Here is a 12,971-nt window from a genome sequence, read left to right as displayed (position 1 = left end):
TTGGTGCGGATAAGCCGTAAAAAGCGCCCTAAAAAGGGCGCTTGGCTTGGTCTTGGTAATAGTATTGGTCTTAGTCGCGAGAGCAAATCGCTAAACTACATAGCGTTGACAAAATCATCCGTGAGGATCACGCCAAGTGGAGTGCCGCCGCCCACTGCATCGACGGCGGCCACGCCATAGATGCCACCTGCGGCGAGATTAATATCGAGTGGACCTATGACAACCGTCTTGCTCCCGGTAGGGGTGACACTGACGACATAGTTTCCTGGGGCCACCGATAAGCTGCCCGATGCCGCCATGAAGGGAACATCGCTCAAGGCGGGTGTAGCGGACGAGATATCGGCATCCTGGGTGAGATAAATATCCACATTACCTGCGGAATAACTGGCATGGGCAATGTTGATCTTAGCCTCCGTCGCGACGCGGCGACTGTCTTCCATGATCACCCAAGGCTTGATATCCATGTCGGCCAGGGAGCCTGTTGCCAAGACGCTGTAACTCTGTCCCTGATCCAGGCTAAGGGCGGCCTCATCGATAACCACCACGCTATTATCCGCATCGGCTGCGACGGTTACCGTATGGGCGCCATCGGCGACATTAAGATAGTCGGTTAGCGCGGCAAAACTCAGCATGTCGACAGCCGGCGTATTGGCACCATCGAGAAAGAGATCGACCGCAGGTGCGTCTGCGACCGCATGAATCATCCGCACATCGCTGCCACTCATCTTATCGAGCAGCAGTGCCTGCTGGTCAGCCAGGGCCACCAACAAGGCAACGGGAGCGTCCCCGCTCCAGGCATTGGCAATTGCGGTGATGAAATAGTCAGTATCGGCCATCAGGGGCACAGTGCCCGAGTCGAAGACGGAAGTCTTCTGTCCCGATGCTGTGATACGGATCTGATAGTCACTGGCGGGGACTTCCAGCTGGGTGCTGGCATCTAGGTAGTTAGCCGAGAGTGTGGGGGCAGTATTGCTGATATCAGCGCCGGGTGCGGTGACATACACATCGACCAGGCCTACGTCAGATGCACCGTGCAATACCTGAACGCGGGCATAACCTGCGGCGATATCTGCACTGGCATTGGCCACGAGCTTAAGTTGCAATGTATCGTCGCTAACCTTACCAAGGGCGACGGCCGTATATTCCATGTCGGCGGATAGATCTAGGTCGGCGCTGAGTACTTCGAGTAAAGAACCGTCGGCTATTTGCGCATCGACATCTATGTCATACAGGCCAGCAGGGACGGTTAAGAAACCACTCGATATGCCGTAGTCGACATCACCCAGGAGCTGGGTATCGTTGGCCATCACGTTGACCTTGGGGGCGTCGATGCCTGCGTGAATGACACGAACATGGGCTTCGGCGACAGGCGCGGGCGCCATGTTGATTACCTCATCTGAATCATCACTGTCACAGGCTGTGATACCCAGCATGGCGCCTAGCATGAGCGCCGGATAGATCTTATTCATCAGCTTCTCCTTAACGAGGGTTGAGTTCCATTGCGTTACGCACAGAGAAGCCCAAGGGATCATAACGACAGCCTAATACGAGAGACTTGCTCTTTGAGTCTGATGGTAACTCTTTATTAATCAGTGGATTATATTTTCTGTCGCCTGTAGCGATCGCTACCTGATCCGAGGGCTAGCACTTTTTAAGTGCCTACCTTTCGTTTATTTAGAACGTTTTTGCGTATTTTATGCGCTTATCTTTCGTTTAAATGCCGGATAAACTGACCTCAATTGGTTGTAACAGAGATTTGAATTGGAGCAGATTATGGCAAAAGTACTGGTATTGAAATCAAGTATCTTAGGGGATTATTCACAATCGGCTAAGCTGATCGACCACCTGCAGCAACACTGGCAGGGTCAGGGCGCCGAGGTGACGGTAAGGGATCTGGCGGCGCAGCCACTGCCGGTACTCGATGGCGAGATCGCCATGGGGCTACATGGAGGTGATGAGCTGACGGCGCGTCAACAAGAGGTGCTGGCACTGTCTGACGAGCTGGTGGCCGAGTTGAAGGCCCATGACACACTCGTGATTGCCGCCCCTATGTATAACTTCAGCATCCCAACTCAGCTGAAAAACTGGATCGATCTGGTCGCCCGTGCTGGCGTGACCTTCACTTACACAGAGAACGGCCCTAAAGGCCTGGTAGAAGGCAAGCGCGCGGTCTTGGTGACCACTCGTGGCGGCGTGCACAAGAATGGCGCGAGCGATCACGTGGTGCCTTACCTCAAGACAGTGCTTGGTTTCATCGGTATCGATGAGGTAGAAACCGTTTATGGCGAAGCCCTCAACATGGGTCCCGAGGCGAATGAGCAGGGGATCAGTGAGGCCAAGCAGAGCATAGAGCAGCTGGTAGCTTAAGGCACTGCCTGTTAACAGTTTTCATTGTCGACCACATTTAAACCATCTCTAGGTTGAGGCGCTCACATCGGTGAGCGCCTTTTTTTACCTGCTAACGACTATTGCGCCAACTCGCACAGGGTGCACTCGTCACTCTGCTGACTTGTTTCCACATAGCGAACCCTGTGGCGTCCTTGAGTACGATTGGCGCTAAAGCTGTACCTGGGCCTGGGCGTTTCTGGAGCCGAGTGTTTGGCCTGAAGAATAGGCTGCTCGGTTTCAGGTCGAGTTTTGGTGTTAGCCATTGGCGACGCCTTGTGGCTGATAACAGAGCAGATCTTTGAGGGAGCCGCCATTGATGGCGCAATTGAACCCATTGGCTCTGAGGATGTCGCAGCCTTTCTGGGCACGGATCCCCGCGCCGCAGTAGAGCACGAAAGGTGTCTGTTTATCGCTGTGTTGAGTCAGCCACTGGGCCAGTTGATCCAGCGGCACGTTGAGCGCATTTGGCAGGTGACCACCGGCATATTCTTGGGGAGAGCGCACATCGATGACCTGTACGCCCTGTTCGATCAGTTGCCAGCATTGCTCGGCAGGATGGCTGCCAGAGAGCTTGGCTAAGAGTGATTGAAACATGGTTTGCCCCTACAATTAGAATCGAGTCTATAAGATTTACTTCAATAAGATCATTCTAATTGATTCCCGAGTGCAAGTTAAGCGCAAATCAAGTGCCAGCTATGTGCAAACCAGTGTTATGTCAGAGCCGCTTGGTCATGAAGACGCTGTTGGGATCATCCTGGTAGCGGCCGAAGGGGGCACACTCCAAGAAGCCAAACTTCTGGTACAGGCGCCGGGCCGGGAGAAAGAAGCTCATGCTACCGGTCTCCAGGCTAAGGCGCGTCATCCCATTTTGGGCGGCATCTGCCTGAAGATGGTGCAAGATCCGCGCACCTATGCCACGTTGGCGATAGTAGTTGGCGACCCGCATCGACTTGAGTTCGCCATGCTCGGGCGAGAGGCGCTTGATGGCGCCGCAGCCGCAGAGTCTATCGGCCTCCCATAGGGTCCAAAATCTAATATCGTCTTGTTTTAATTCGCTTAAATCTAACGCGTGCACACTCTCTGGCGGCGAGGTGGCATACATATCTTCCAGGTGTTGTTCTAGCATCTTGACGACGCTGGCGTGGCTGACGACACCGAGCACAAATTGCATCTTAAGCTCCATCTTCTAATTAAGGACTCAGAGCCTCAGCAAAGCCTGTGCCAGCAGATGTTGACCGCCACGGGGGGATTGCCAAGTGGCGGTCATTTCGCGGCGGCCAGGTTTGGGGGCCTTAGTCGTGCCAGCGCTTGAAGATCAGTGAGGTGTTGATGCCGCCAAAGGCGAAGTTGTTGCTCATCACGTAGTCTGTAGTGAGCTGACGAACCTCATCCTTGATGTAGTCCAGTTGACCACAGGCAGGATCGACATTCTTGAGGTTGAGGGTGGGGGCAAACCAGCCGGCATTCATCATCTCAATGCTGACCCAGGCCTCTAAAGCCCCGCATGCGCCCAGGGTATGGCCTGTGTAGCTCTTGAGGGAGGAGATGGGCATCTGCTCGCCAAAGACCGCTTGAGTGGCCTGGGTCTCGGCGATGTCGCCGCGATCCGTGGCGGTGCCATGGGCGTTGACATAGCCTATCTTGTCTGCGTCTAGGTTGGCATCCTTTAGGGCCAGGCGGATCGCCACCTCCATGGTCTCGGCGTTAGGCTGAGTGACATGCAGACCATCGGAATTAGTGCCGAAGCCGACTAGCTCGGCGTAGATCTTGGCGCCGCGCGCCTTGGCGTGTTCCAGCTCTTCCAGCACCAGGGTGCAGGCACCTTCTCCGATCACCAGGCCATCTCTGTCACGATCGAAGGGGCTCGGCGTCTCGCTTGGGGTGTCATTCTTGGTGCTGGTGGCAAACAGGGTATCGAATACCACGGCCTCCGTGGGACAGAGCTCCTCGGCGCCGCCCGCCAGCATGAGATCCTGCTGACCATATTTGATCGCCTCATAGGCGTAGCCTATGCCCTGACTGCCCGAGGTACAGGCGCTGCTGGTGGTGTGCACCCGGCCCTTGAGGCCGAAGAAGACGCCGACGTTGACTGCCGTGGTGTGGGCCATCATACGGATATAGCTGGTGGCCGTGACCCCCGACATGTCGCCCTCTTTGAGCATGTCGCCGAAGGCGATGATGGGATCCGTACTCCCTGTTGAGGAGCCGTAGGCGATGCCCATGGCGCCGGAAGTCACCAGGGGAGCGTTTAGCAGGCCGGCATCCATCAGGGCCTTTTCGCTGGCCCAGGCCGCCATGACAGAGACTCGCCCCATGGAGCGTATCTTCTTGCGTGAATAGTGGGCCGGTTTTTCAAAATCTGTGACAGGCGCAGCTAGGCGGGTGTTGAGACCGTCGAACCTATCCCATTCATCCATGCGCTGCACGCAGTTTTGCATCGTCTGCAGGCGCTGGGCGATGCTGGGCCAGTCGTGGCCCAGGGCGGTGACGCCGCCAGCGCCGGTGATCACTACGCGTCGAGTCTTGTTATTCATCAGATCATGCCACCGTTTACCGAGATCACCTGACGGGTGATATAGGCCGCATCCTCAGACATGAGGAAGTTGGCCAGTCCGGCGATCTCCGAGGCCTTGCCCATGCGACGCATGGGGACCAGCTCCTTGACCATCTCCTGAGGGAATTCGCTCACCATATCGGTTTCGATAAGGCCTGGGGCGATGCAGTTAACGGTGATCTTACGCTTGGCCAGCTCCAGGCTCAGGGCCTTGGTGGCGCCTATGATGCCGGCCTTGGAGGCGCTGTAGTTGACCTGACCACGGTTACCCGCGATACCGGAGACCGAGGCCATGGTGATGATGCGTCCGCCTTGGCGTGACTGAATCATTGGCATGGTGCAGGGATGGATAACGTTGTAGAAACCATCCAGGTTGGTATGGATCACCCCGTCCCATTCCTCGTCGCTCATGGCGGGGAAGGCGGTATCCCGGGTGATCCCGGCGTTCAGCACCACGCCGTAGTAGGCGCCGTGTGCGGCGATATCGGCCTCGATGGCAGCCTTGACTCCGGTGCGATCGGCCACGTCGAACTGCAGTCGGCTCACCTTGGCGCCGAGCGCCTCGAGTTCGACCTGAGTCGCATCGGCCGCCGCCTGATTGCTGTGGAAATGCAGGGCGATATCATAGCCTGCCCCGGCCAGCTTGAGGGCGATGGCCTTGCCTATGCCGCGACTGGCACCTGTGATCAATACACGTTTGTTCATCTTGCTTTCTCTTCTTCTTTACCCGCCTGGCTCTCCAAGATATAGGCCTGGGTGTCCTGAGGCTGAAATACATTGACATTAGCCTCAGCCACAAGTTGATTGTTGTGGAATATTTTACAATCAAACACCGCCAAACCGTTATCTTCCTGATAGAGGCGGCTGACCCGGGTCTGGTAACGTTCACCGAGTCGATAGGCGGGGATCGCGAATGTTAATTTGCGCGTGCCGAGCAGGAAGCCGACACGAATAGGCTCGCCCCTGGCACTGGCCTCCAGGCCTGCGAGTGCGGCGATGCTCTGGGCCATATATTCTATGCCCACATAGTTGGGTACAGACTGGCTGGCATCATCGAAATAGGCACTTTCAGTGCTTATGTTCACCTCGGTCAGCAGGGTATCTGGTGCCTGCTCGAGCAGCTTGTCGATCAAGATCATCGGTGCGCGATGGGGCAACACAGTGTCCAGCGGGATCTCTGCCAGGGGAGTATTTAGCTGTGACATTGGCTGTGACTCAGATTCTGGTGTTAGTGGTGTAGACATTAGCCCTTGGCTCCTTTGCTGAAGATGACGCTGGCATTGCTGCCGCCAAAGGCGAAGGAGTTACTCATCACATAGTCGAGCGCTTGAGTCTGCCCCTGTGATACGAAGGGCAGCGCCGGATTGTCGTCATCCCACAGCCCGTCGCCCACCTGAGGGGGGAGCCCCTGGTGTTGATTTAACGCTGACAAGAGCAGCAGGCTGAAGGCCGCCTCCAGGGCACCGGCAGCGCCGAGGGCATGGCCTGTCAGCGGCTTGGTAGAGCTTACCGGCGGCAGTTGGTCGCCAAATACCTTAAGCAGGGCGCGGCTCTCCATGGCATCGTTTTTCATGGTCGCCGTACCGTGAAGGTTGATGTAGCCCACCTGAGATGGCGCTATCTCTGCGTCCTTGAGGGCCATCTCTATGGCCGCCACTGCGCCCTCTCCCTCGGGATGGGGCGATGATATATGGTGGGCATCGCTGGATTCGCCCACGCCTGCCAGCAGCCATTCGGCCTCGCCTAGGGTGAGGGTAAACAGTGCGGCGCCCTCGCCGATATTGATGCCATCGCGATTACGGCTAAAGGGTTGGCAGTGGGTCTTGGAGACAGATTCCAGCGAGTGAAAGCCGTTCAGGGTCAACTTACACAGGCTGTCGGCGCCGCCGACGATCACCATGTCGCAGACGTTGGTTTCTAGCAGGCGTTTGGCGCTGGCGAATACCTTGGCGCTGGAGGAGCAGGCGGTAGAAACCGTGTAGCATGGTCCTGAGAGCTCGAAATAATGCTGTAGAAAGTCGCAGCTGTTACCCAGCTCCTGCTTGGAATAGAGGTAATCGGCGGGCAATACACCATGCTCGGCGCGGTAGGCCAACGCCTTCTCGCCCCTGGCGATGCCCGAGGTGCTGGTGCCCAATACGATGCCGATACGATCGGCACCATATTGGGTCTTGGCAGCCTCTACCGTGGGGGCGATCTGCTCCGCGGCGCGCTGTAGCAACTGGTTGTTACGACAGTCGAATCTCTGTAGGTCAGGCGCTATCTCTGGCAACTCTGTGGTGACCATGCCCACGAGTACCCGGCTGTCGGGGATTAGGTCGTCACGCCACCGCATGCCCTGGGTATCGCCATCGAGCAGGTGGCGCAAGACTGTGTGGGGATCGTCTCCCAGCGGGGTACACAATCCTAGGTGGGTGATAGCTATCTTTGTCATAGTGTCCGTTCTTATGGCTATTAAGCGCTTGTTTACTCTAGCGGCTGGATGTTCAGCGTCAGTTGTGCCTGATGAAACTCCAGCGTTACCTCGGCTGCCCAGGGCTGTGCTTGGCTATAGCGGATATCCATTATGGTCTCGCCATCGCTAGCATATAATCTTCTGCAATAGGCTGCATCACAGGCGTGATCGGTCAGTGTCGCCCCCTGTAAATGGCGATTTACATCCTCTGGCTGCCAGTATATCAATTGCAACAGCCCAAGGAGATACTCGGCCTTAAATTGCTCCCCCAATAAGACGCTCTGCTCGCTGGTGAGTTGCTGGCCGTCATAGGTGAGGGTAAACAGTGGCTGGCCCAGTGGTGCCAGCCCCACTAAGGTAAGTGAGTCTGGTGTCAGATCCAGCTGGCTGAGCAGCTGATGCCTGGACTGTTTCACCTTGAGTTTCACCAGCTGACTCTGACTGACCGGCGCCGATGCTGGCAGGGGGGCCAGACAATAGTCGACTCCCTCTGCCAGGGCCATACAGGTGTGCCTGTCTAGCTTTTGGGCGCAGGCACTCAGCATGAGCGTCATGCAGATGAAGAGACTCGCCCTTAACGGCATAGCTCGACCACCATGTTGAGGCGACGCTCAGACTCGGCGACAAACGGGTTGCTCTCGTCCCAGGCGTAGCCCGCCAGGATAGAACAGATCATCTGTTTAATCTTAGGGTTAGGATCCTGATAGAAGATCACGTCCTGGAAGCGGCCATCATACCAGGCCTGCACATAGGTTCTGAAGGTATCGACGCCGCGCATCAGCGGCTGGGCATACTCCGCCTGCCAGTCGACCGCCTGACCATTGAGTTGTCTCACGACACATTTAGCTGCAAACGAGGCTGATTGCATCGCAATAGTCACGCCAGAGGAGAACACTGGGTCGAGAAACTCGCCGGCGTTGCCCAGCAGGGCAAATTTATCGTTAGCCAGGGTGCTGACATTGGCCGAGTAGCCCTCGAGCTTGGCGGGTGGGCGTACTATCTCGGCGCGACTGAGCAGCTGCTTGAGACGTGGTTCTTCCCGCACCAGGCGCATCAGTGTGGCCTCGAGAACTGTGGTCTCGAGATTTGTGGCCTCTAGATCGGCATTTTCGCCCAGCAGGTGAGGCTCGCCCACCACACCCAGCGAGCAGCGACCGTTGCTGAAGGGGATCAGCCAGTACCAGATGTCGCGGTTATCCGGGTGAACGCTGATCAGGATCTTGTTGCGATCGAACTGATAGTCGCCCATGTCGACGCTGTCGATATTGTCCTGGATATGGGTAAATATCGCGGTGCGGCTGGGCAGGTTAGAGGGACGCTCAAGGTCCAGCAGCCTGGGGAGTACCCTACCGAAGCCGCTGGCGTCCAGCAGGTAGTCGGCGCTCAGCGTATAGCTTTGTCCCTGCTCGTCGCTGATGGTGAGCCTGGGTTGTTGGCTCAGATCGACCGCGTCGACATGCTGGCCATAACGGATCTCGACACCCTGGCTCTCGGCCGTGTCGGCCAGCAGCTTGTCGAAGTCGCCACGTTCGACCTGAAAGGTGGTACCCGGCCCAGGGGTGAACTTGTCGGTAAAGTCGAAGTAGGTCGAGCGTCCATTGGCGTTGAACGCAGCGCCATTCTTGAATTGATACCCCGCCTGATTGACGGCCTCGAGCATATTGGCCTCCTCAATCACCTGCATACAGCAGGGGAGAAGGCTCTCGCCGATAGAGAAGCGTGGGAAGTGCTGCTTCTCTATGACTAAAACACGCTTACCCTGTTGATGCAGCAAGCTGGCGGCGACACTCCCCGAGGGACCGGCACCTATCACTATCACATCATAATGGTCCGTCTGAGCGGCTGTTTGCGCGAATGGGGTCACTTATCAATCCTTGTTAATGTGTGAATAAAGGGGGAGAGCAAGAAGGTGAGCCCTATCCCCAGGAGTAATGTCAGGCCGAAATAATGGATGGCCGGCGTCTGGCTGAAGGCCAGTAGGCCGAAGGCCATCAGGGTCGAGCAGGCGGACATGAATACCGCCATCATCACGCCTTCGCCTCTATGGCTCTCGGCGAAAAACAGGCTGTAGTCGACGCCTATGCCGAACACCAAGATCAGTGCCAGAGCATGAAACAGGGTGAGTGGTGAGCCGGCTAATCCCAGGCCTGCCAGGGTGAGCAGTGCCGCCAAGGCGGGGACTGCCGTTATCCATAGGGCCATCTTGAGGCCGAAGCGCAGCGAGAAGATAAGCCCTGCGACCACAAGTGCCAGGCCCAACAGGCTTAGGGTCGTGCTGCGATACTTGGCCATCACATCCGAGATATCCTGTACCTTGTCGACCAGGGTCACGCCACTTAATGAGCTGATTGCCTGGGTCAAGGTGCCGAGGTTTTTGATGCCACCCAATAAGACAATAGCGCCGTAGGCATCTGAATCAGATCTCTTTATCTGGGTTTGAGCATCAGTTCCACGCGATAGCCCATGTGATAGCTCGGGTGACAACTTGGACGACAACTCGGGTGCCAACCATAGCGGCGCGAACAGCTCGCCCGCCTTATCGGCGAAGAAATTGGCAGGGGTGATGGTCTCTGTGGCGCTGGCCTCGAAGCTCGCCATCAAGGCGGGCGCTAGCTCGCTGTCCAGCCCTAGACGCGCTAACACCTGGGGCAGCTCTTGGTAGATCTGCCCTTGTAGGCGATAGGCCTCTTGCTGGCTTGTCTGACTGGGCAGGTAGCGGGCCAGATTAACTGAGTTACCCAGCATGCCCTGGTGTTGCAGTGAGTTGAGCGTCGGCGTAAGTGCCTCAAGCCGTGTCAGCAGCGCCTCCGGGGTGTCGGCTCTTACCAGGATAAATTGGTTATCTGTGCCGCCACTCATCACCTGGCGCAGCCTTTCCTCACTCTGGGTGACGCTCAGAGGGCTCTGCTGCAGGGCGCGAATATCATCGTTCACCTCAAGCCTATTCAGGCCCATCACGGTCACAAGCAGCAGGCTGAGGGCGAGTGCTATTCCTTTGGCCCCATTAATGGGCCGCGCGATGATCTGCATGGCATTGAGGTAACGCGCCGCTAAGCCTAGTGCGCGCTCGCCCGGCGTCATGGCGCTGTTGGCAAGCTTAGGATAGGCGAAGATCAGCGTCAGATAGGCGCCCAGGAGGCCGGCGGCACAAAATACCGCGACCTGCTGCATGCCGGGAAACGGCGTTAAGCCTATGGCCAGGTAGGCGATGACAGTGGTCAGCAGCGCCAGGCTGGCCGCCGGAAAGACCCGGGCGACGGCCGAAGTCGCGGTATAAGTGGCGGTATTAGCCGCACTATTGGTCTCGCCATTAGTGCTTTCACTTGCATCATCTTTCTGTGCCTGCAGCCGCTCGCAGTAGAAGTGAAAGCTGTAGTCGATGGCGATGCCGATCAGGCTGGTGCCGAATACCAGGGTGAGCAGATGAACCTGGGTGAAGATCCACAGGGTCGCGCCCAGGGCAAACAGCAGGCTGGTGGCTATGGTCAGGGCAGCTATGGTGAGCGGCATGATAGAGCGAAATGCAAGCCATACCAGCAAGATAACGCCGACCAGCGAGGCGAGCCCCAGGCTGGAGACCTCTCTCTTCGCCTGTGTTGTTGCCGCCGCGGCATGAAACAGGGCGCCGCCGCGTAGCACGTTCACGTTTTGTTCTGTCCCGAGGTTTTGCTGCATCTGGGCTATTGACTCTTCAAGCCGGGCGAGCTGAAGTTCCTGCGCCTTAGGGTTGAAGGCGCTGCCGACTCCCTGGGCCATGACGATGGCAACACTGCGCTTTTGCCCATCTGGACCTGGTGTCGCTTCCTGGCCGACCAGAATGCCGTCGACAACCTTGAGGCGACGCTGGGGCGAGAGCTGTTTCAGCAGCTCTGGGTAGAGTAGCAGGGGGTCCTGGCTCAGCAACTGGCTGTTGGCGTAGCCGAAGGCATTGTAGAGTTGAGCTAGCGTATTAGCCTCTAACTTGGCTAATTGTCCACTCTCTAACAGGGCTCTCTGCTGCGCGGTAAGCAGGTGAAAGCGATAGGGAAAATAGAAGCGGTTGAGGGCCTGTGCGCCCTGCATGTCAGCGCTTTGAACCTGGGTAAAGGCCTCGGGTGCGGCCTGCAGCGAGGCGAGTAAAGCCTTAGCCCCGGAGACGGCGCTGGCCTGATCTGGGCTGACGACGCCAAGATAGATACGATTGGCCAGCTGCTGCTCGACCCTGTCTATCGCCCTCTGTGTCAGGGGATCTTCCTGGATCTTGGGAAGCATGGCCAGGATGTCGCTCTGCACAGTGGCGCCGCGACTCAGGGCCTGGACGGCCAACAGCGTCATGGCGGCCAGCAGCGCCACCCAGATAAGGAGGCGGGTATTGGCTGAGAGACGACCTAGGCAGTCGCTGAGTCTGAGGATCATCTCGCCTCTGTCGCGGGGCGAGGTTCTGAGTCGAGCCTGAAGTAGGCTAACTCATCTGCAGTCAGTGGTCGCTGCGCTAGGCTGTTAAACTCGATCACGCTGAGATCGCCGCGGCTATCCAACAGGCTGAGGGACTCAAGCTGTTCGCCGCCTTTGAGCACGATACGCGGCATCGCCTGCTTGATCAGCGGGTCTATGGGCTCGAGGCCGAGCTGCCAGCAGTCGGCTTGCTGTATCAGGTGCAGGGTAAATTGCGCCTCCAGTGGGGCGAGGTCGCCACTGAGCAGGGCGCTCATCAGGTTGGGCATCATCTGCGCCATGGCCCCGGCCTGAGGGTTCTCATCGGCGTGGCTGATTTGGCGGTGACCGTCGGCGTCTATCTGCACCAGGGTGTTTTGCGTCAGCACCAGGCCAGAGGGGAAGGGCGCTGTCTGTAGCCAGGCGATGCCAAGCTTGTCCTGATAGAGAAACTCGCCATGGCTCACCAGAGGTTTCTTCAGCACTTTGAGGTAGCGGGACTGGGTAAATTCGCCCCTTGCCGACTCACCGCCGCCCAGGCGGGTCACCAGCTTGGATAGGGCCGCATTGTCTGCTGACGCTTTAAAAAGAGCCTCATAATCGGTTGATTGATCGGCATGAGTTACGAAGCTAGCTAAGCTCAGGGAAATCACTAGGCTGAGGCAAAACATTAGCCGGCAGAGACCTGCCTTAGCCGCGCGGATGAGCCGATGCGCCATCATGCCTTTAACTCCGCGTCTGGCAGCAGGTGAGCTATCTTGTCTCTAAAGCAGTCAGGGGTGACCAGGCAGAGCTCCTTGGTGTCCATCTCGACCGCCGCCTGAACAGTATAACCCTTGGTCAGGCGCTGGTTGGTGTCGGCGTCGCGTACCTGATAGGTGATCTTGAGACGGTTCTCCCACTCCACTAGGCTGGCTATTACTTTGACCCTCTGCTCGAAGGTGCTGGCCTGCACATATTTTATCTGCAGATCGATAATGGGCCAGGCATAGCCGGAGGCCTGCATCTTGCGATAGCCATAGTCTATTTCGTCCAGCAGCTGACAGCGGGCGATCTCGAAATATCTAAGATAGTTACCGTGCCAAGTGATCCCCATGGAGTCGACGTCGTGGAAGGGGATGACCATCTCCATCTCTGTGGTGAGCAGTGCCTTCATCTCGC

Annotated in this window: 14 protein-coding genes; 1 reads left to right on the top strand and 13 read right to left on the bottom strand. The window is 57.3% G+C overall.

What is annotated here, in order from left to right:
- Positions 1 to 95 precede the first annotated feature (95 nt).
- Positions 96 to 1,469, bottom strand: a complete 1,374-nt coding sequence (locus L2731_RS15820) for a DUF4397 domain-containing protein (RefSeq protein ID WP_249254461.1) — start codon at positions 1,467 to 1,469, stop codon at positions 96 to 98.
- Between the two features lie 304 nt (positions 1,470 to 1,773).
- On the opposite strand from L2731_RS15820, the gene L2731_RS15815 reads away from it, so the two are divergent.
- The gene (locus L2731_RS15815) at positions 1,774 to 2,367 is read left to right on the top strand and encodes an FMN-dependent NADH-azoreductase (RefSeq protein WP_249254460.1); all 594 of its coding nucleotides are present in this window, start codon (positions 1,774 to 1,776) and stop codon (positions 2,365 to 2,367) included.
- Between the two features lie 98 nt (positions 2,368 to 2,465).
- On the opposite strand, the gene L2731_RS15810 is transcribed toward L2731_RS15815, so the two are convergent.
- From L2731_RS15810 to L2731_RS15755, 12 genes are all read right to left on the bottom strand, one after another.
- Positions 2,466 to 2,651 (bottom strand): hypothetical protein, encoded by a 186-nt coding sequence (locus tag L2731_RS15810; RefSeq protein ID WP_249254459.1) that lies wholly within the window; start codon positions 2,649 to 2,651, stop codon positions 2,466 to 2,468.
- Positions 2,644 to 2,982, bottom strand: a complete 339-nt coding sequence (locus tag L2731_RS15805) for a rhodanese-like domain-containing protein (protein ID WP_239853386.1) — start codon at positions 2,980 to 2,982, stop codon at positions 2,644 to 2,646. The genes L2731_RS15810 and L2731_RS15805 overlap by 8 nt, the downstream gene beginning before the upstream one ends.
- A gap of 121 nt (positions 2,983 to 3,103) precedes the next feature.
- Positions 3,104 to 3,559, bottom strand: a complete 456-nt coding sequence (locus L2731_RS15800; RefSeq protein WP_249254458.1) for a GNAT family N-acetyltransferase — start codon at positions 3,557 to 3,559, stop codon at positions 3,104 to 3,106.
- A gap of 121 nt (positions 3,560 to 3,680) precedes the next feature.
- The gene (locus L2731_RS15795) at positions 3,681 to 4,922 is read right to left on the bottom strand and encodes a beta-ketoacyl-ACP synthase (RefSeq protein ID WP_249254457.1); all 1,242 of its coding nucleotides are present in this window, start codon (positions 4,920 to 4,922) and stop codon (positions 3,681 to 3,683) included.
- On the bottom strand, positions 4,922 to 5,647 hold the full coding sequence (locus L2731_RS15790) for a 3-ketoacyl-ACP reductase FabG2 (protein WP_249254456.1): 726 nt from the start codon (positions 5,645 to 5,647) through the stop codon (positions 4,922 to 4,924). Before L2731_RS15790 ends, L2731_RS15795 begins: the two co-directional genes overlap by 1 nt.
- Positions 5,644 to 6,186: a hotdog family protein gene (locus tag L2731_RS15785; protein WP_415837078.1), complete on the bottom strand. Its 543-nt coding sequence runs from the start codon at positions 6,184 to 6,186 to the stop codon at positions 5,644 to 5,646. The genes L2731_RS15790 and L2731_RS15785 overlap by 4 nt, the downstream gene beginning before the upstream one ends.
- Positions 6,186 to 7,376: a beta-ketoacyl-[acyl-carrier-protein] synthase family protein gene (locus L2731_RS15780; protein ID WP_249254455.1), complete on the bottom strand. Its 1,191-nt coding sequence runs from the start codon at positions 7,374 to 7,376 to the stop codon at positions 6,186 to 6,188. Before L2731_RS15780 ends, L2731_RS15785 begins: the two co-directional genes overlap by 1 nt.
- A gap of 32 nt (positions 7,377 to 7,408) precedes the next feature.
- Positions 7,409 to 7,981 carry a DUF3261 domain-containing protein gene (locus tag L2731_RS15775; protein WP_249254454.1) on the bottom strand — a complete coding sequence of 191 codons (573 nt, stop codon included), beginning with the start codon at positions 7,979 to 7,981 and terminating at the stop codon, positions 7,409 to 7,411.
- Positions 7,972 to 9,261 carry an NAD(P)/FAD-dependent oxidoreductase gene (locus tag L2731_RS15770; protein ID WP_249254453.1) on the bottom strand — a complete coding sequence of 430 codons (1,290 nt, stop codon included), beginning with the start codon at positions 9,259 to 9,261 and terminating at the stop codon, positions 7,972 to 7,974. The genes L2731_RS15775 and L2731_RS15770 overlap by 10 nt, the downstream gene beginning before the upstream one ends.
- Positions 9,258 to 11,792 (bottom strand): MMPL family transporter, encoded by a 2,535-nt coding sequence (locus L2731_RS15765; protein ID WP_249254451.1) that lies wholly within the window; start codon positions 11,790 to 11,792, stop codon positions 9,258 to 9,260. The genes L2731_RS15770 and L2731_RS15765 overlap by 4 nt, the downstream gene beginning before the upstream one ends.
- Complete coding sequence (locus L2731_RS15760; protein WP_249254440.1) at positions 11,789 to 12,532, bottom strand: LolA family protein; 744 nt, start codon at positions 12,530 to 12,532, stop codon at positions 11,789 to 11,791. Before L2731_RS15760 ends, L2731_RS15765 begins: the two co-directional genes overlap by 4 nt.
- Positions 12,529 to 12,966, bottom strand: coding sequence for an acyl-CoA thioesterase (locus tag L2731_RS15755; protein ID WP_249254428.1), 438 nt, complete (start codon positions 12,964 to 12,966; stop codon positions 12,529 to 12,531). Before L2731_RS15755 ends, L2731_RS15760 begins: the two co-directional genes overlap by 4 nt.
- Positions 12,967 to 12,971: the final 5 nt, after the last annotated feature.

Origin of the sequence: Shewanella aquimarina, assembly GCF_023349185.1 — a bacterium.
Classification (GTDB): Bacteria; Pseudomonadota; Gammaproteobacteria; order Enterobacterales; family Shewanellaceae; genus Shewanella; species Shewanella aquimarina.
The sequence above is the reverse complement of the archived record's forward strand: the minus strand, read 5'-3'. Positions and strand labels throughout refer to the sequence as shown.

What these genes read in the sequence shown, in the direction of transcription:
- L2731_RS15780 (WP_249254455.1), bottom strand. Translation starts at nt 7,376, where the DNA reads ATGACAAAGATAGCTATCACCCACCTAGGATTGTGTACCCCGCTGGGA.
- L2731_RS15785 (WP_415837078.1), bottom strand. Translation starts at nt 6,186, where the DNA reads ATGTCTACACCACTAACACCAGAATCTGAGTCACAGCCAATGTCACAG.
- L2731_RS15775 (WP_249254454.1), bottom strand. Translation starts at nt 7,981, where the DNA reads ATGCCGTTAAGGGCGAGTCTCTTCATCTGCATGACGCTCATGCTGAGT.
- L2731_RS15810 (WP_249254459.1), bottom strand. Translation starts at nt 2,651, where the DNA reads ATGGCTAACACCAAAACTCGACCTGAAACCGAGCAGCCTATTCTTCAG.
- L2731_RS15755 (WP_249254428.1), bottom strand. Translation starts at nt 12,966, where the DNA reads ATGAAGGCACTGCTCACCACAGAGATGGAGATGGTCATCCCCTTCCAC.
- L2731_RS15765 (WP_249254451.1), bottom strand. Translation starts at nt 11,792, where the DNA reads ATGATCCTCAGACTCAGCGACTGCCTAGGTCGTCTCTCAGCCAATACC.
- L2731_RS15795 (WP_249254457.1), bottom strand. Translation starts at nt 4,922, where the DNA reads ATGAATAACAAGACTCGACGCGTAGTGATCACCGGCGCTGGCGGCGTC.
- L2731_RS15805 (WP_239853386.1), bottom strand. Translation starts at nt 2,982, where the DNA reads ATGTTTCAATCACTCTTAGCCAAGCTCTCTGGCAGCCATCCTGCCGAG.
- L2731_RS15790 (WP_249254456.1), bottom strand. Translation starts at nt 5,647, where the DNA reads ATGAACAAACGTGTATTGATCACAGGTGCCAGTCGCGGCATAGGCAAG.
- L2731_RS15760 (WP_249254440.1), bottom strand. Translation starts at nt 12,532, where the DNA reads ATGATGGCGCATCGGCTCATCCGCGCGGCTAAGGCAGGTCTCTGCCGG.
- L2731_RS15815 (WP_249254460.1), top strand. Translation starts at nt 1,774, where the DNA reads ATGGCAAAAGTACTGGTATTGAAATCAAGTATCTTAGGGGATTATTCA.
- L2731_RS15820 (WP_249254461.1), bottom strand. Translation starts at nt 1,469, where the DNA reads ATGAATAAGATCTATCCGGCGCTCATGCTAGGCGCCATGCTGGGTATC.
- L2731_RS15800 (WP_249254458.1), bottom strand. Translation starts at nt 3,559, where the DNA reads ATGCAATTTGTGCTCGGTGTCGTCAGCCACGCCAGCGTCGTCAAGATG.